The sequence below is a fragment of the Neisseria sp. HMSC15G01 genome (genome assembly GCF_001808255.1).
Lineage (GTDB): Bacteria > Pseudomonadota > Gammaproteobacteria > Burkholderiales > Neisseriaceae > Neisseria > Neisseria subflava_A.
On sequence record NZ_KV792669.1, the window covers coordinates 108,251 to 125,297 of the forward strand.

At 49.8% G+C, this 17,047-nt stretch carries 15 protein-coding genes; 14 read left to right on the plus strand and 1 reads right to left on the minus strand.

Annotation, left to right across the window (positions count from 1 at the left end; translation table 11 throughout):
- Window positions 1-78: 78 nt before the first annotated feature.
- Window positions 79-819, minus strand: coding sequence for a Slam-dependent surface lipoprotein (locus HMPREF3139_RS03200; protein WP_070460456.1), 741 nt, complete (start codon window positions 817-819; stop codon window positions 79-81).
- 283 nt (window positions 820-1,102) lie between these two features.
- Here HMPREF3139_RS03200 and HMPREF3139_RS03205 point away from each other — a divergent pair, with 283 nt between their 5' ends.
- The 14 genes from HMPREF3139_RS03205 (at window position 1,103) to HMPREF3139_RS03270 (ending at window position 17,024) form a co-directional block, all read left to right on the plus strand.
- A complete protein-coding gene (locus tag HMPREF3139_RS03205) occupies window positions 1,103-1,945 on the plus strand; it encodes a class II glutamine amidotransferase (protein WP_070460457.1) in 843 nt (280 codons plus the stop codon).
- 199 nt (window positions 1,946-2,144) lie between these two features.
- Window positions 2,145-2,597: a transcriptional regulator NrdR gene (gene nrdR, locus HMPREF3139_RS03210; RefSeq protein ID WP_004520863.1), complete on the plus strand. Its 453-nt coding sequence runs from the start codon at window positions 2,145-2,147 to the stop codon at window positions 2,595-2,597.
- Window positions 2,598-2,611: 14 nt separating this feature from the next.
- Complete coding sequence (ribD, locus tag HMPREF3139_RS03215) at window positions 2,612-3,715, plus strand: bifunctional diaminohydroxyphosphoribosylaminopyrimidine deaminase/5-amino-6-(5-phosphoribosylamino)uracil reductase RibD (protein WP_070460458.1); 1,104 nt, start codon at window positions 2,612-2,614, stop codon at window positions 3,713-3,715.
- Window positions 3,716-4,287: 572 nt separating this feature from the next.
- On the plus strand, window positions 4,288-5,595 hold the full coding sequence (locus HMPREF3139_RS03220) for a nucleotide sugar dehydrogenase (RefSeq protein WP_070460459.1): 1,308 nt from the start codon (window positions 4,288-4,290) through the stop codon (window positions 5,593-5,595).
- A 168-nt stretch (window positions 5,596-5,763) separates the two neighbouring features.
- Window positions 5,764-7,191 (plus strand): oligosaccharide flippase family protein, encoded by a 1,428-nt coding sequence (locus HMPREF3139_RS03225; RefSeq protein ID WP_070460460.1) that lies wholly within the window; start codon window positions 5,764-5,766, stop codon window positions 7,189-7,191.
- Between the two features lie 42 nt (window positions 7,192-7,233).
- Window positions 7,234-8,544 (plus strand): O-antigen ligase family protein, encoded by a 1,311-nt coding sequence (locus HMPREF3139_RS03230; protein WP_070460461.1) that lies wholly within the window; start codon window positions 7,234-7,236, stop codon window positions 8,542-8,544.
- Window positions 8,541-9,611 (plus strand): glycosyltransferase family 4 protein, encoded by a 1,071-nt coding sequence (locus HMPREF3139_RS03235; protein ID WP_070460464.1) that lies wholly within the window; start codon window positions 8,541-8,543, stop codon window positions 9,609-9,611. The genes HMPREF3139_RS03230 and HMPREF3139_RS03235 overlap by 4 nt, the downstream gene beginning before the upstream one ends.
- A 13-nt stretch (window positions 9,612-9,624) precedes the next feature.
- Window positions 9,625-10,797: a glycosyltransferase gene (locus tag HMPREF3139_RS03240; RefSeq protein ID WP_070460465.1), complete on the plus strand. Its 1,173-nt coding sequence runs from the start codon at window positions 9,625-9,627 to the stop codon at window positions 10,795-10,797.
- Window positions 10,790-11,407, plus strand: a complete 618-nt coding sequence (locus HMPREF3139_RS03245) for a sugar transferase (protein WP_049333552.1) — start codon at window positions 10,790-10,792, stop codon at window positions 11,405-11,407. Before HMPREF3139_RS03240 ends, HMPREF3139_RS03245 begins: the two co-directional genes overlap by 8 nt.
- Entirely contained in the window at window positions 11,394-12,368 is a 975-nt protein-coding gene (locus tag HMPREF3139_RS03250; RefSeq protein ID WP_070460467.1) for an ATP-grasp domain-containing protein, read from the plus strand. The genes HMPREF3139_RS03245 and HMPREF3139_RS03250 overlap by 14 nt, the downstream gene beginning before the upstream one ends.
- Window positions 12,361-13,053 carry an HAD family hydrolase gene (locus HMPREF3139_RS03255; protein WP_070460468.1) on the plus strand — a complete coding sequence of 231 codons (693 nt, stop codon included), beginning with the start codon at window positions 12,361-12,363 and terminating at the stop codon, window positions 13,051-13,053. The genes HMPREF3139_RS03250 and HMPREF3139_RS03255 overlap by 8 nt, the downstream gene beginning before the upstream one ends.
- 13 nt (window positions 13,054-13,066) lie before the next feature.
- Window positions 13,067-13,846, plus strand: a complete 780-nt coding sequence (locus tag HMPREF3139_RS03260) for a methionyl-tRNA formyltransferase (RefSeq protein WP_070460470.1) — start codon at window positions 13,067-13,069, stop codon at window positions 13,844-13,846.
- On the plus strand, window positions 13,839-15,014 hold the full coding sequence (locus HMPREF3139_RS03265; RefSeq protein WP_070460472.1) for a DegT/DnrJ/EryC1/StrS family aminotransferase: 1,176 nt from the start codon (window positions 13,839-13,841) through the stop codon (window positions 15,012-15,014). The genes HMPREF3139_RS03260 and HMPREF3139_RS03265 overlap by 8 nt, the downstream gene beginning before the upstream one ends.
- A gap of 108 nt (window positions 15,015-15,122) precedes the next feature.
- The gene (locus HMPREF3139_RS03270; protein WP_070460475.1) at window positions 15,123-17,024 is read left to right on the plus strand and encodes a polysaccharide biosynthesis protein; all 1,902 of its coding nucleotides are present in this window, start codon (window positions 15,123-15,125) and stop codon (window positions 17,022-17,024) included.
- Window positions 17,025-17,047: the final 23 nt, after the last annotated feature.

Genomic DNA, 17,047 nt, shown 5'->3' on the forward strand with positions numbered 1-17,047 from the left:
GACGACCTTGAGAAATTTGGAAGCAAGTGTTTAAAAAAGCCTGCGGATGGCAGGCTTTATTTTACTTAAAGACAGATTTTAGCGTTTTACGCCGCCGTATGCCGTATCCAGATTGCGGTCGGTCTTAAATTTGGCAACACCGGCCAACGCGCTTGCACCGTTGCCGAAGAAGTGGCCTTCGGTTTTACCGAAGTGGCCGTTGGCGCGAGCGTAGCCTTCAAATGATGCGCTGGATGGCTTGATGCGGGAATGGATGTCCATCTGTACAGCGTTATTTTTCATAGAACCGGTCAAGACGCGTTGACCGAAGTCTGCGCGCAAAGTACCAACCATCGGGTTGTTGCCGGTGTAGTTATTGATACCTTTAACTGCGTAGTTGGCTACACCGGATACAGGCATAGAGGTAGCGCGTTTGTCGCCGGAGTAGAAAACGCCGCGGTTAGAGCCTTTAGCGTATTCTTTACCGACCCACTCACCGTAGTATACTTCAGAGTCACCGCTCTTGATGGTGTTGAACGCATAGCGGCCGAGGTTTTGACGGGTATATGCGTCGTTAACCTGTACGGTTTTCACGCCATTGCGGTCTGCATTGCCAGGCATACGGTTTACGTTGGTGTAGTACACGCCTGAACGGTAGGCAGCGTGTTTCATCACTTTTTCGCCTTCGGCTTCAGATGCAGGCTTGCCCCATTTTTTGCCGTATTTGTGATTTTTGTAGCCATACTCGAATGGGTTATAGGCATTATTAGCTGCAAATGCGCCTACGCTGAACACAACAGCCAAAACAGCAGCGGTGGTTTTTTGCAGATTCAGTTTCATTGAACACTCCTTGAGGTAAAACGATGGTGGGGAAAATTATGTTTCGTTGTGAGTAGAACATATCGTTATGTGAGGAGGTCTTTTTGTTCTGCAAAGCATTTTATAGGGGAAGTGTTAGCACAGAATTAGTAAATATCCTAACAATCCCCTACAAAGCGAAATTCTTTATTTTTAATTCGATACAGCCTGTATCACCTACCCTAAAACGGCAAAGAATATATTGAAACTGCCTGCCCGATACACCATAATGACCCTATAAATACTCGGAAAAAAGGTTAACGCCATGTGCCAACTGCTCGGCATGAATTGCAACACTCCCACAGACATCATGTTTTCTTTTGAAGGCTTCCGCCGTCGAGGCGGCATTACCGACCACCATGCCGATGGTTTCGGCATCGGTTTCTTTGAAGGCAAAGGCGTGCGCTTGTTTCACGACGACAAACCCAGTGCCAACTCGCCCGTTGCCGACTTGGTGCGCGCCTACCAAATCAAATCCGAAAACGTTATCGCCCATATCCGCAAGGCCTCACAAGGTCAGACCTCATTGGCGAACACTCATCCCTTCATGCGCGAGATGTGGGGCGAATATTGGCTGTTTGCCCACAACGGCCATTTGATTGATTTTTACCCCGAGCAGGGCGAGTACTACCATGCCGTCGGCACGACCGATTCCGAACGCGCGTTCTGCTTTATCCTCAACCGCCTGCGCAGCCGCTTTGCCACCAAGCCCGAACCTGAAGTTTTGTTTGACGCCATTGCCGGCCTGACTCATGAAATCCGCCGCTACGGCTTGTTCAACTTTGTGATGTCCAACGGTGACTGCCTGTTTGCCCACGCCAGTACCTTACTGCACTACATCGTGCGCAAAGCCCCGTTTGGCAAAGCACGCCTGCTGGACGATGATGTCATGGTCGATTTTTCAGAAGTGACCACCCCGAACGATAAAGTTTCCGTCATCGCTACCCTGCCCCTGACGCGAGATGAAACTTGGTCGCAATTGGCAGTCAATGAATTGGTGATGTTTCAAGACGGCGACATTGTCCTCAGCGACCGCCCCGACAATCCGGTTTACATGAGCGCGGAAGAAGGTTTGGAAATCGCCCGTGCCGTCGGCGTATCGGTTTGACGTTTGATTGGCTGAAAAACTCAAGGCCGTCTGAAAGGCTCAACTTCGCTCAAGTTGCCCTTTCAGACGGCCTTTTTATACTTAATCCATAGACAAAGCCTTTACTATACGAAAATAACGCAATCCGCTACAATAATAGTTCACAAACAATAAATTCAATTGCTTAGCGACCTTGCCGAGCGTATGACAAGGAAACCCGATGAAGTGCCCGTTTTGCCAACACCCCAACACACAAGTAACCGACTCGCGATGGCTAGAAGACACCAACAGCATCCGTCGCCGTCGCAAATGCTTGGAATGCGGACAACGCTTCAGCACTTTTGAAACCGTTGAAATGCGGATGCCGCAAGTCATCAAATCCAACGGCACACGGGTTCCCTTCAATGCGCACAAACTGCAGACCAGCCTTGAGCGCGCGCTGCACAAACGTCCTGTCACACAAGAACAAATCGATGAAACCGTTGCCCTTATCGAGCAGCGCCTCTACCGTTTGGGCAAAAAAGAAGTCGCTTCGCACATCGTCGGCGAAATGGCGATGGAGGAACTGGCAAAAATCGACCAAGTTGCTTATGTCCGCTTCGCGTCTGTCTATAAAAGCTTTAAAGACGTTTCCGAATTCACCCAAGTCATCGCCGAATGCAAAGCCAAATAAGGCCGTCTGAAACCATGTTTTCCGCACTTGATACCCAAATGATGCAAACCGCCCTCGAGCTGGCCAAGCTTGGGCGGTTTTCTACTTCCCCCAATCCCCGCGTCGGTTGCGTGATTGCACACGGCACACAAATCGTCGGACAAGGTTTCCACGTCAAAGCAGGCGAGCCGCACGCTGAAGTTCACGCATTGAGGCAGGCCGGAGCGGCGGCAAAAGGCGCAACAGCCTATGTCACGCTGGAACCTTGCAGCCATTACGGCCGTACACCACCGTGCGCCGAAGCGCTGGTTCATTCCGGCGTAACGCGCGTAGTCGCCGCCATGACCGACCCTAACCCGTTGGTCGCAGGCAAAGGCTTATCCATGCTGGAAGCCGCCGGAATCCGTACAGAAAGCGGTTTGCTGGAAGCTCAGGCGCGCGAACTCAACCGCGGTTTCCTGTCGCGTATCGAACGCGGCAGACCGTTTGTCCGCCTCAAATGCGCTGCCAGTTTGGACGGCAAAACCGCTCTTTCAGACGGCCGCAGCTTTTGGATTACCAGCGAAGCGGCACGCGAAGACGTACAAATTCTCCGTGCCGAAAGTTGCGCCGTTTTGACCGGTATCGGTACCGTACTTGCCGACAACCCGAAACTCAACGTTCGCAGCTTCCCCACCCTACGTCAACCTGCGCGTATCGTCTTGGACAGCCGACTGCAAATCCCTTTGGACTGCCACCTCGTGACCGATACCGAAAGCCCGACCGTTATCGTTACCCTTTCCTCAGACGAACAACGTTTGCAGGCTCTGAGTGCATTTGAACATATCCGCATCATCAGGCCGTCTGAACACATCAACGGTCGCATCAATCTTCTTTCACTCATGCCGCAACTGGCAGAGCTTGGCTTTGGCGAAGTTCTGGTAGAAGCCGGCTCAACACTTGCTTCAGCCTTCCTGAAGGATGACTTGGTGGATGAAATCGTCCTCTACCAAGCGCCGAAACTATTAGGCGCAGGCAAACCTCTTTTCTCCATTCCTGAAAATCCGGCCGTCCTGCTTTCAGACGGCCCTTGGCAAAGTCAATCAGTAGAAATCATCGGGCAGGACATTAAATGGGTTCTCCGGAAAAAATCCACCTAATTGCCTCAGCTTGATAATTAAACCATTTTCAATAGAATCTATCTATCATTTGCATGGCAATAAATGTGTTTTTCGCCGAAATATTATAATGACTATAACGTATTCCAATTTAAAACTTTGACTTGCACTAACTATCCTCGAGCTGATTGTCGACAAATTTTCCTTTTTTTCATCACAAAAGAATGAATTATTAAGATAAGTTAAACCATGAAAATTTGTTAAAAGTTTTTATTCTAGAAGGGTTTTAAACGGCATAAACGGTAGTTTAATTTCATGAACCATGCATTTGACAAAGAGATATTTAAAATTAAAACATTTGGTTGAGTGTAATTTCTAAAAATTCAATATTCAAAAATACCTTTTTCATACCTTACAGGCCGTCTGAACGACCGTTAAACTTTTTTGATTGAGACGAATCAGATAAGTGCTTATGATTCCGTCTAATGTAATTATAAGTATGGTTTTAAGGCTTCACACGATACGGCAGCCGGCTATGGCTATGCGGTTGCAGCAAACAACTCAGGCATCGGGAAAACACTCCCGATTTACTCATTCATTAAACGAAAGACATCATGAAAAACGTTACGATACAAAAATTTGCCGATAAGACCGCAAAAATCGGCATCGTTGGCTTAGGCTACGTCGGTTTACCACTGATGTTGCGCTATGTGGATATCGGTTACCAAGTTTTGGGTTTCGACATTGACACCAACAAAGTCGACAAGCTCAACAAAGGCGAAAGCTACATTGAGCATATCCCTTCCGACAAAATTGCCGCTGCTTCCAACAGCCTGTTTGAAGCAACGACCGACTTCTCCCGCATCGGCGAAGTAGAAGCCGTCATTTTGTGCGTACCGACTCCGCTGAACAAATACCGTGAGCCGGACATGAGCTTTGTGATTGACACTACCGATGCGGTAAAACCTTACCTGCGCGCCGGTCAAGTGCTGTCTTTAGAATCCACCACCTACCCCGGTACTACCGAAGAAGAATTGCTGCCACGTATGGAAGAAGGCGGCTTGAAAGTCGGTCAAGACGTGTTCTTAGTTTACTCTCCTGAGCGTGAAGACCCGGGTAACCCTAACTTTGAAACCCGTACCATTCCAAAAGTCATCGGCGGCCATACCCCTGCCTGTTTGGAAGTCGGCCTTGCGCTGTACCAACCTGCCATCGATAAAGTTGTTCCAGTAAGCTCCACCAAAGCTGCCGAGCTGACCAAACTCCTGGAAAACATCCACCGCGCCGTAAACATTGGCTTGGTGAACGAGATGAAAATCGTTGCCGACAAAATGGGCATCGACATTCACGAAGTCATCAATGCCGCTGCGACCAAACCGTTCGGCTTCGTTGCTTATTACCCAGGTCCAGGCTTGGGTGGTCACTGTATCCCTATCGACCCGTTCTACCTGACTTGGAAAGCACGCGAATACGGCGTAAACACCCGCTTCATCGAGCTTGCCGGCGAAGTAAACTCCCACATGCCTGACTACGTTATCGAAAAAGTCGGCCTGGCTTTGAATGACCACAACCGTTCTATCAAAGACAGCAAAATCTTGGTATTGGGTATCGCCTACAAGAAAAACGTGGACGATATGCGTGAAAGCCCGTCTGTAGAAGTGATGGACCGCCTGCACAAACTGGGCGCAGTGGTTTCCTACTCTGACCCGCACGTTCCAGAGTTTCCGCACATCCCCGGCCACCACTACTTCGACCTGAAGAGCGAAGCGCTGACTCCTGAAACTGTCGCCCAATACGATTGCGTGGTTCTGACCACCGATCACGACAAATTCGACTATGACATGATCACCGAACATGCCAAGCTGATTGTCGATACACGCGGCAAATTCCCAGTAAAAAATCCTAAAGTCATCAAAGCATAATCTTGCTTCAGACACATCCGGCTGCCTCCGGTTTCCCCGACCGGGACGGTAGCCGGTTTCCCAAGGCTATTTGTTTTTCAGACGGCCTTGGCAAACCGGCAACGGTAACAACACATACCCTACGAAAAACGCTCAGCTCGAACTTCTGGCCGTCTGAAAACAAATAATATGAACGCGAAAAAAATCCTCGGCTACGCATTGGGCCCGATAGGAAGCGCCGCTTTCGGCCTGCTTTCCCTGCCGCTCATCTCATGGTACTTCCCTGCGGAAGACATCGGCCGTATCGTACTCTTGCAGACCATTGCCGGACTGAGCATCCTGTTGCTGGGCTTGGGGCTGGACCAATCCTATATTCGCGACTATTACGCCGTTAAAGACAAGGCCGCGCTGTTCAAATCCGTTTTTTTATCGCCATTGATTCTGACTGTGGCGGTTGTGGTTTTAGTGTTACTGATAAACGCATCATGGCCGTCTGAAATCATTTTTGACATCCCCAGTGCAAATTTGGGGATTCTCTTTCTGATTTTCTTGGCCACTACGCTGATTACCCGTTTTTTAGCCTTGATTTTGCGGATGAAAGAGCAGGCATTGGCTTTTTCCGTCAGCCAGCTTGCGCCGAAATTCTTGATTTTGGTGTTGGTTTTTGCCGTGATTGCTTCCGGCTTACCTACCAATACTACTTCGCTGGTTTTTACCTACACCGCAGCCCAAGTGCTGACCGTTGTACTGTTGATATATCAGCTGCGCCAAGACCTGCAAGCCGTTTCCCATGCGAAATGGTCGCCCGAGCTGCATCGGGACGGCCTGCGCTACGGCCTGCCGCTGGCATTCGGCAACTTGGCCTATTGGGGCCTGACTTCGATTGACCGCTTTGTCCTCAAAGACATCTCGGGTTTGGACGAATTGGGCATCTATTCGATGGCAGTCAGCTTTGGTGCCGTCGCCTTGATTTTCCAAAGTGTGTTTTCCACTATTTGGGCGCCTTTGGTGTTCAAATGGGTAGAAGAAAAAACCAATCTGGATAAAATCGGCGACATCACGCTTTCCATGACCGTCCTCATCAGCGCAATGATTTGCCTCATTGGGATTTTCTCGCCGATGGTGACCTGGATACTGCCGGAAAAATACACGCAGGTTCAATTTATCCTGCTCTCGTGTATGCTCTTCCCCCTGTTTTACACGCTGACCGAAGTCAGCGGCATCGGTTTGAACGTTGTCCGCTCAACTTGGCTGATTACCGTCATCAACATCGTTGCCTTTATCGCCAATACCGCCCTGCTCTATCTGCTGGTACCGAAATTCGGTGCAAAAGGTGCGGCTATGGCCAGCGCAACGGCTTTTTGGCTGTTTTTCATCTTTAAAACCGAATTCTCTTCACGCCTGTGGCAGCCTTTGCCGCGCCTGAAGATTTATACAAACTCAACGCTCTGCCTGATGATCTGCCTTGCCTATACTTGGCTGGGTACGCGCGACAACTACATCTGGTTTGCGCTGGCATGGGCAGTCGGGCTAGGTTTCCTGTTCCTAAAATACAAACACGCACTATTTGCCGCGACCGAAAAAATCAAAGCCAAATTAAACCGTTCGGCAAAATAGCCAACCTGAGATTCAGGTCTCTACGATAACAACAGAACGACTATGAAAATAAAACGTCTAAATTTATACACTTACATCCTATACATTATGTTTACAGCTTATATGCTGGGGCCGGCGCTGTCTTTTAAAATCGGCGTACCGCGCATCGATAATCCTTTATCGTTGTTGTTCGTATTGATTGGCCTTGCCGTATTCTTTTTGGAGGGCAAGCATATTCCGCGCAAAATTTTTGTCATGCTCTGCGCCCTGGCCGCCATGTGTATTTGGCCGGCCATCCACATGGGCATTACATCGCTGATACCGACTCAATACATGGACATCTTGTTTTTTATGGCGGTGCCGGTTTTTTTCTACTTGTTTTACCAAGTGCTTATGCGCGCTGAAGATCCATTGGGCGTTATTCAGAAGTTTTTATTGGTCTTTGCCCTTTATGTTGCCATTCCACCATTTGTGGAATTGATTACCGGCATTCAGTTTGTCAGTGCCAGTGATGAACTGGCCATTAAAGAAGGCTCGCTCAAAGGGCTGTTTTTCAACCCCAACAACCTTGCTGCTACTGCCGTTTGCCTCGCACCCGCCATCCTGTTTTTCTTTCAACTGCAAGGACGCAAACACAAAGAGAAACTACTGGGCTGGGGATTATATTTACTACTAGGTATGGCCATTTTTGTTTGCGTATCAAGAACAGCTATTGCCTGCTACCTTTTGATTTCACTCATTTATATAGCTTATCGTAAAAATGGTTTTATTACCGTTATTGCCACAGGACTGCTCGCGTTAACATTATCGATGATTCCATCCCGTGTCATCGCGGAATTTTTGCTGTCACTTAACGGCAACCCTTTTCTTGAACGGTTTTCCAGCCGCGTGTACCTTTTTCTATTCGATTTAGACAGCGACAACTCTGTGTCCTACCGTCAGGAGATTTACAACTATTTTTGGAATAATCCGCCCCTGTTGCTAACCGGCTACGGACCAAAAAATTTTCGCGACTATTTTGGCGGCCACTTGAGTAACAGCCTGGGTTTTGAAAATCCGCACAGTTTCATCATCGAACTGTATTTGGGTTTCGGCATAATTTCCCTGCTCGGTTTTATTGCATTTGTAGCGTTTTATTTCCTCTACACTACCTCAAGCCGTGCACTAACCAACAAATCACGCGTACTGGCTTGGGTAACTTTGGGCATTTTCTTGTTGGCAGGTTTTATTCCGTCCACCATTTTGCGTATGCCCTTCATCTGGCTACCCTGCCTGCTGATTTACATTTACAGCGCATTTGTCGCATCCAAATTACAAAATCAGGCCGCTTACACATATAGCTATACCCCATCTAAAACAAAGGGAATATCATGAAAATCACCCTGACTACCTCCATGTCTGGCCTCGGTGGCACTGAAAACGCCACTTTCCGCCTTGGTCGCCTGCTCAAACAACGCGGACACGATATCGTATTGGCCTCTTCAGACGGCCCTTTGATTCAGGAAGCGCAAGCATTGGGCATCCGTTGGCAGCCGATTGATTTTTACCAAGGTGGTCTTTTGGGTTATGTCAAAGGCATGTTTGCCTATATGAAACTGCTGAAAAAAGAGAAGCCCGATGTGATTCACTGCCAAATGGCACGTATCGTTCCGGCCTGCGCCATTGCGGCCAAGTTTGCCTCGCCGAAAACCAAAGTGTTCTACCACGCGCGCGGCCTTGATCCGGAAACTTATCCGAAAATTGCCAAGCTTTTCGACAAGCTGGGCGTGTACATCATCGGCAACTGCAAACACGAACGCGAAAAACTCATCCGCTACGGTTTCCCTGCCAACCGCATCACCTACACCTACAATGCCCTGCACAAAGCAGATTTCGTTCCTGAAAAAACGGTCAAAGACTATGTCCAACTGGGCACGCTTTCCCGTTTGGACACCGTCCGCGCCGTGCACCTGATGTTGGATATTTTGAAGAAAATGGTTGACCGCGGTATGCCTGTACGCCTCAACGTTGCAGGTATCGGCGAAGAAATGGACAACCTCAAAGCCCAAGCCAAACGTTTGGGCATCGAAGACAAAGTTACCTTCCTCGGCGGCGTCCGCGACTTGACCGGCTACTTCAAAGAAGTCGATATTTTGGTGAACACACCGCATTGCGTGGGCGACCACGGCGCAGGTGTCGGCAACAATATTTTGGAAGCCGGCCTTTACGACACGCCTGTCGTGACCTACAACATGGCGGGTATTTCGGAAATGGTCATTACCGGCCAAACCGGCTACTGCATTCCTTTCGGCGACGATGAAGCATTTATCGAAGCCGTCGATACACTCATCAAGCATCCTGAGTTGCGCAGTCAAATGGGTAAAGCCCTGCGCAAACACGTCGAAACCTTATGCTCCGACGACGAAATCTACCGCACCACCATGGCTGCGTACGAAATGTAAGGCTGTCTGAAACATGAACATTACCATCGTCGCCCCTTATTGCTCACTGCCGTCCGAGCCGCATTTCAACCGCTTCTGGTATCTTGCCGAGCTGTTGTCGCAGTCGCATGACGTGCTGCTGATTACCAGCAATTTCAAACACTACGACAAATCTTTCAGACGGCCCGAAGATGCCGAGGCCGCCTCACAAGGCCGTCTGAAAGTCATGCTGTTGGAAGAAAGCGGATACAGCAAAAACGTGTCTTTAGGACGCTTGGCCAGCCATCACCACTTCGTCAAACATTTTGAAAAATGGTTGGAAAACTGCCGTCCGGGCGAACAAGACGTCGTCTTTTCCGCCTATCCGCTGATTGCCACCAACCTGCTGTTGGGCAAACACAAAGCCCGTTTGGGTTACAAACTGATTGTCGATGTGCAGGACGTATGGCCGGAGTCTTTTTCCTCGGTCGTACCGTTTTTGAAAAAAGTACCGCACAACCTGCTGCCCTTTGCTTCACGCGCCAACCAAGCCTACCGCTACGCCGACGCGCTGGTTGCCGTATCGCAGACTTATCTCTACCGTGCCAAAGAAGCCAATCCGAATGTACCTGGCGAAGTCGTCTATATCGGTGCTGACTTTCCGAAACTCGATGCCGCGCCTGCCAAAGATTTTGGCGATGACAAAACCCGCTTTTTCTACTTGGGCACGCTCAGTTACAGCTATGACGTGGAAACCGTGTGCAAAGGCGTTCTCAAGCTGTTGGACGCCGGCGAAAACGTCGAGTTGCACATCATGGGCGGTGGCCCTGATTTGGACAGGCTCAAACAATACGCCTGCGACGACATCAAGTTTTACGGCTACATTCCCTATGCCGAAATGATGTCGGTTGCTAAGGGCTGCGACATTGCCATCAATGCCATCCAGTCCTATTCAATGGCATCGATTACCAACAAACTCTCCGACTATATGGCTTTGCAAAAACCGATTCTGAACAGCCAAGTCAACAACGAAGTTGCCAAAGTCCTTACCCTGCTGCCGCATGCGAACTACCATTCCGGCGATGTGGACGGTTTCGTTCAAGCCGCCAAAGATATTTTGAAGCGCAAAAGCGATCCTGTTCAGTCCGAAGAAATCGTCGGCCGCTTCAAACGCGACGTTGCCTATCAAAAAATCGTCAACCTGATTGAAAGATTAGCTCATGAATAAATTTTTCAAACGCCTGTTTGACATTGTCGCCTCCGCTTCAGGACTGATTATCCTGTCGCCTGTGTTTTTGATTTTGGTGTACCTCATCCGTAAAAACCTAGGCTCGCCCGTGTTCTTCATCCAAGAGCGGCCGGGCAAAGATGGCAAGCCGTTTAAAATGATTAAATTCCGCTCCATGCGCGATGCAATCGACAAAGACGGCAACCCACTGCCGGACAGCGAACGCCTGACCGATTTCGGCAAAAAATTACGTGCCACCAGTTTGGACGAACTTCCTGAATTATGGAATGTCTTAAAAGGTGAGATGAGTCTAGTTGGCCCTCGTCCGCTGCTGATGCACTACCTGCCGTTGTACAACGACTTTCAAAACCGCCGCCACGAAATGAAACCAGGCGTGACCGGTTGGGCTCAAGTCAATGGCCGCAACGCCATTTCATGGGATGAAAAATTCGCCCACGATGTTTGGTACATCGACAACTTTAGCTTTTGGCTGGATATAAAAATTTTGTTCCTGACAGTTAAAAAAGTCTTCGTCAAAGAAGGCATCTCAGCCGAAGGGGAAGCCACAATGCCTTATTTCACGGGTAACAAAACTGATGAAAAAAAATAATATACTGATTCTGTCGGCAGGTCGCCGTGTCGAATTGGTGCAGGACTTTCAAACCGAAGCCGCACGTTTTTCAGACGGTATCGGCGTTTTTGCCACTGACCTCAACCCCCACATGTCTTCTGCCTGCCATGTTGCCGACCGCACTTTCAGCGTGCCGCGTATCGATGCAGCCGAATACATTGACAGCATTTTCGAGTTGGCCAAACAACACGACATCGGTCTGATTGTGCCAACCATCGATACCGAGCTGCTCAAACTGGCCGAAGCACGTGACCGTTTTGAAGCTGAAGGAATACATATTGTCATTTCCGATGCAAAACTGATTACCCTGTGCCGCGACAAGCGCCTGACCTCATGCCTGTTTGCACAATACAGCATCCGTTCCCCTGAAATTTACGAACGGGACCACCTGGTTTTCCCATGTTTTACCAAGCCTTATGACGGCAGCCGCGCCATCGGTGCGAAAAAAATCAACACACCAGCTGATTTGACTGTCGACATTACCGAAGACCCGAAAATGATGTTCACCCAATACATCGATATCGAGAATACTTTTTCCGAATTTACCGTCGATATGTATTACGACCGTCAAGGCCGTCTGAAATGCGCCATTCCTCGCGAGCGTTTGGAAGTGCGCACCGGCGAAGTCAGCAAAGGCGCAACCCGACGCAATGCCCTGTATAAAGAGCTGGTTGAAAAAATGGCCGTATTGGAAGGCGCACGCGGCTGCATTACCGCGCAATTCTTCGTCAGCAAAACCGACAGCACGACCTACGGTGTGGAAATCAACCCTCGTTTCGGCGGCGGTTTCCCGCTGACTTACGCTGCAGGCGGCAACTATCCGGGCTGGCTGATTCAAGAATACATCGGCGGCCAAGACATCCCTTTCTCCGACGACTGGGAAAACAATTTAATCATGCTTCGTTATGATGCTAAGATTTTGGTAAGAGAACATGATTAAGCCGGAAGAATCCGTCATCGTCTTCGATCTTGACGATACGCTTTACTCTGAGTACGACTACAAATGCTCCGGAATACAGGCAGTTGTAGGGACAATTACGTCGCTTTACCCGCAATACAATGTCGACGTACTAAATGAAATTGCAGACAATAAAAGTAAAGACTGGCTCGAAAATTTGTGTCATCATTGCAAATTAAACGAACTAGAGAAACAATCACTTTTGTGGCAATATCGACTACACCGGCCTGTTATCCGACCCTATGTCGAACCGTCTTTTTTACGGAAGCTGATGCGCCCTTTTGCCGCACGTGCCCTGATTACAGACGGCCGCAGTCTGACACAGCGTTTGAAAATACAGGCCTTGGGTTTGACCGATTTGTTTGACGACATTTTGATTTCGGAAGCCATGCAATCGGAAAAACCCGACGATAAGCGTTTTGTCTTCCTGCAAAACAAATATCTGGCTGCAAAACGTTTCATCTACATCGGCGACAACATCAAAAAAGATTTTGTCGCACCCAACAAACTGGGTTGGCTCTCCATAGGCATCATGCCTAAGCCGCACAATATTCATCAAGCCGATCCCGAGCAATACGGTCGTGAATACCAGCCCACCCTTTGGATAAACACCCTGGAAGAATTGGCTACACTGACAACTTCCGCCACCGAAAAAGCAAATGCATAAGGGACATTTCTCCATGAAAATCTTATTTATGGGTCGTAAACAGGTTTCCGCCAACCTGCTTCGTTTTTTGACCAAACAAGACCATATCGAAATCGTCGGTGTCTTGACCGACAACCATCTACAAGGTTCGCCGACCACGGCCGCCGCGCAGGAATTGGGCTTACCCCTGTACACCTTCGATACGGCTTTGGAAGCAATGCGAGAAGGCCGTCTGAAATACGATTTGGGCTTGTCTGTCCTTTACTGGCGCAAGCTGCGTGATGAATTCCTGAGCATTCCGACTTTAGGCACGATCAACTTCCACCCTGCGCTGTTGCCCGAATACAAAGGCACAGGCGGCTACAACCTAGCCATCATGGACGAGCTGAACGAATGGGGCAATACCGCCCACTACGTCGATGCTTCCATCGATACCGGCGAAATCATCGAAGTGGATCGTTTCCCTATCGAAGCTGAAACAGAAACCGCCCAATCGCTCGAACGCAAAACCATGCAGGCATTGGAAGATTTCGCGCGACGCATCATCACCCGCGCCATCGAGTCAAAAACCAAATTGCCGACTACGCCAAACATCGGTGGCCGCTACGTCAGCCGTGATGAGATGGAAGCCATGAAGCAAATCCGCGACGGCGACGATGTGGAGAAAAAAATCCGTGCGTTTTGGTTCCCGCCTTACGACGGCGCATACGTCGAAATCAAAGGTCAGAAATACACCCTGATCAACCGCCAACTGCTGGAAGAAATCGCCCCCAAAGGCTCAACCAGTCTTTTCGCAGGAAAAACAAATGCTTAATATATCACTCTCCCCATGGCCAAGCTTTACTCAAGAAGAAGCCGATGCCGTTTCCAAAGTCCTGCTGTCCAACAAAGTCAACTACTGGACAGGTATGGAATGTCGCGAATTTGAAAAAGAATTTGCTGCTTTTGTCGGCACACAATACGCCGTCGCCCTTTCCAACGGTACGTTGGCTTTGGACGTAGCCTTCAAAGCAATGGGCATAGGCCAAGGCGATGATGTGATTGTCACTTCGCGCACTTTCTTGGCTTCCGCATCCTGCATCGTGACCGCCGGTGCAAATCCTGTGTTCGCCGATGTCGATTTGAACAGCCAAAACATCAGCGCCGAAACCATCAAAGCCGCTTTGACGCCAAACACCAAAGCCATCATCGTGGTTCACCTTGCCGGTATGCCGGCCGAAATGGACGACATTATGGCGTTGGCAAAAGAACATAACTTGTGGGTTATCGAAGACTGCGCCCAAGCGCACGGTGCGAAATACAAAGGCAAATCCGTCGGCTCTATCGGCCACGTCGGTGCTTGGTCGTTCTGCCAAGACAAAATTATGACCACCGGCGGCGAAGGCGGCATGGTAACCACCAACGACAAAGAGCTGTGGAGCAAAATGTGGTCGTACAAAGACCACGGCAAAAGCTACGATGCCGTGTACAACCGCGAACACGCACCCGGCTTCCGCTGGTTGCACGAAAGCTTCGGCACCAACTGGCGCATGATGGAAATGCAGGCTGTCATCGGCCGCATCCAGCTCAAACGTATGCCCGAATGGACTGCCCGCCGTCAAGCGCACGCCGCCAAACTGGCTGAAAGCTTGGGCAAATTTGCCAGCATCCGTTTGGTCGAAGTGGCCGACTACATCGAACACGCGCAATACAAGTTCTACGTTTTCGTCAAACCTGAACACATGAAAGACGGCTGGACACGCGACCGCATCGTCAACGAACTGACCGCGCGCAAAGTCCCATGCTATCAAGGCAGCTGCTCAGAGGTGTATTTAGAAAAAGCCTTCGATGACACGCCTTGGCGTCCGAAAGAGCGTTTGAAAAACGCTGTCGAGTTGGGCGACACCAGCCTGATGTTCTTGGTGCACCCAACCCTGACCGATGAAGAAATTGCGTTCTGCAAAGAAAACATCGAAGCCGTATTGACTGAAGCCACGGCATAATCATTTTCAGACGGCCTGCAACTTCAGGCCGTCTGAAAAAATAAAACAGCCTGCTTCAAACAATCCGTACCAAGCCACATTACAACACTCAGACACAAGAAATATAAAATGAACTTGGAAACCCTGCTGGCTCTGCCGCGCAACCTTAAAAAAACCTTCTTCGTCATCCACGATATCTTGATGATATTCGTGGCGTTTTGGTTTGCCCAAAGCCTCAAAGTGCAATATTCCGACGAATGGTTGAGTATCGCCAACTGGCTGGCTTTCGGCAGCACCGCGTTGCTGACCATCATCCTTTTCATCCGTATCGGCCTCTACCGCGCCGTCACGCGCTTCGTCAGTATCCGCGTCCTGACCGCCGCCGCATTCGGCAGCATTATTTCGGCGGTCTTGTTCTGCCTGACCACCCTGATTTTTGAACAAAAACTACACCTTGCCCTGCCCATCGTCTATTTCTTGGTCTTGGTGGTCGGTGTCACCAGCTCGCGCATGATCCTGCGTGCGATTCTGACCGATCATCACCGCAAACAGATGACCCCCGTCATCATCTACGGCGCAGGCCAATCAGGCCGCCAGTTGTTGGAAGCCATCAAACAGGTTAACGAATATTCGGCCATTGCCTTTGTCGATGACAACCCAAAAATCCAACGTACCGTCATCTATGACCTTGCCGTCTACAACCCCAATGAAATCCCGATGCTGATCAGCCGTTACGGCGTCCGCAAAATTCTGCTGGCAATTCCAAGTTCTACGCCGGAAGAACGCAAAGACATCATTCGCCGCCTCGAAGCATACAAATGCGAAGTCCTGACCATTCCGGGCATGAAAGATTTGGTCGACGGCAAAATCAACGTCAGCTCATTGAAAAAAATCTCTGTGGTCGATTTGCTAGGCCGCACCCCTGTGGCACCTCGCCCTGAATTAATGAGCGCCGACATCAGCGACAAAGTCGTGATGGTGACCGGCGCAGGCGGCTCTATCGGCTCCGAGCTTTGCCGTCAAATTCTCAACTGCCGTCCGACCAAACTGCTGTTGTTTGAATTGTCCGAATTCGCCCTGTACAGCATAGACAAAGAATTGCGCGAAACCCAAGCCGCGCAAGGCAGCCAAGTCGAAGTCGTACCGCTTTTGGGTTCGGTTCAAAACAAAGAACGCCTTAGCAGCGTCATGAAGGCCTACCAAGTCGATACCGTCTATCATGCCGCAGCCTACAAACACGTCCCTATGGTCGAATTCAACACCATCGAAGGCATTCAAAACAACGTATTCGGCACACTCTGCTGCGCGCAGGCTGCCGTAGATGCAGGCGTTTCCACCTTTGTTTTGATTTCCACCGACAAAGCCGTCCGTCCGACCAACACCATGGGCGCCAGCAAACGCATGGCCGAACTCTGCCTGCAAGCCCTTGCCGCCGAGCCGGAACAAAAAACACGCTTCTGCATGGTGCGTTTCGGCAATGTATTGGGTTCGTCCGGCTCCGTTGTCCCTGTATTTGAAAAACAAATTGCCGAAGGCGGCCCGATTACCCTGACCCACCAAGACATTACCCGCTACTTCATGACCATTCCCGAAGCAGCGCAACTGGTTATCCAAGCCGGCGCAATGGGTAAAGGCGGCGACGTATTCGTCCTCGACATGGGCGAATCCGTCAAAATCATCGACCTTGCCCGTCAAATGATTGTCCTCAGCGGCCTCAAAGTCAAAGACGAGCAACACCCTCACGGCGACATCGAAATCAAGATTACCGGCCTGCGCCCGGGCGAGAAACTTTATGAAGAACTGCTCATCGGCGACGAGGTACAAAAAACCACTCATCCCCGTATTATGACCGCCAGTGAAGTAATGCTTCCATGGACGCAATTATCTGACATACTGTCGGAACTCCAAACCGCTTGTCTCCAAAGCGACCAAAACAGCCTGCGCCAGCTTTTGTTGCGCGCACCGACAGGCTTCGTACCCAAAGACGGTATCTGCGACTTGGTTTGGCAACAAAACAATAATGCCGTCTGAACATTTTCAGACGGCCCGGACAC

What these genes read in the sequence shown, in the direction of transcription:
- HMPREF3139_RS03205 (WP_070460457.1), top strand. Translation starts at nt 1,103, where the DNA reads ATGTGCCAACTGCTCGGCATGAATTGCAACACTCCCACAGACATCATG.
- HMPREF3139_RS03240 (WP_070460465.1), top strand. Translation starts at nt 9,625, where the DNA reads ATGAACATTACCATCGTCGCCCCTTATTGCTCACTGCCGTCCGAGCCG.
- HMPREF3139_RS03255 (WP_070460468.1), top strand. Translation starts at nt 12,361, where the DNA reads ATGATTAAGCCGGAAGAATCCGTCATCGTCTTCGATCTTGACGATACG.
- HMPREF3139_RS03250 (WP_070460467.1), top strand. Translation starts at nt 11,394, where the DNA reads ATGAAAAAAAATAATATACTGATTCTGTCGGCAGGTCGCCGTGTCGAA.
- HMPREF3139_RS03220 (WP_070460459.1), top strand. Translation starts at nt 4,288, where the DNA reads ATGAAAAACGTTACGATACAAAAATTTGCCGATAAGACCGCAAAAATC.
- HMPREF3139_RS03200 (WP_070460456.1), bottom strand. Translation starts at nt 819, where the DNA reads ATGAAACTGAATCTGCAAAAAACCACCGCTGCTGTTTTGGCTGTTGTG.
- HMPREF3139_RS03230 (WP_070460461.1), top strand. Translation starts at nt 7,234, where the DNA reads ATGAAAATAAAACGTCTAAATTTATACACTTACATCCTATACATTATG.
- HMPREF3139_RS03235 (WP_070460464.1), top strand. Translation starts at nt 8,541, where the DNA reads ATGAAAATCACCCTGACTACCTCCATGTCTGGCCTCGGTGGCACTGAA.
- nrdR (WP_004520863.1), top strand. Translation starts at nt 2,145, where the DNA reads ATGAAGTGCCCGTTTTGCCAACACCCCAACACACAAGTAACCGACTCG.
- HMPREF3139_RS03270 (WP_070460475.1), top strand. Translation starts at nt 15,123, where the DNA reads ATGAACTTGGAAACCCTGCTGGCTCTGCCGCGCAACCTTAAAAAAACC.
- ribD (WP_070460458.1), top strand. Translation starts at nt 2,612, where the DNA reads ATGTTTTCCGCACTTGATACCCAAATGATGCAAACCGCCCTCGAGCTG.
- HMPREF3139_RS03225 (WP_070460460.1), top strand. Translation starts at nt 5,764, where the DNA reads ATGAACGCGAAAAAAATCCTCGGCTACGCATTGGGCCCGATAGGAAGC.
- HMPREF3139_RS03245 (WP_049333552.1), top strand. Translation starts at nt 10,790, where the DNA reads ATGAATAAATTTTTCAAACGCCTGTTTGACATTGTCGCCTCCGCTTCA.
- HMPREF3139_RS03265 (WP_070460472.1), top strand. Translation starts at nt 13,839, where the DNA reads ATGCTTAATATATCACTCTCCCCATGGCCAAGCTTTACTCAAGAAGAA.
- HMPREF3139_RS03260 (WP_070460470.1), top strand. Translation starts at nt 13,067, where the DNA reads ATGAAAATCTTATTTATGGGTCGTAAACAGGTTTCCGCCAACCTGCTT.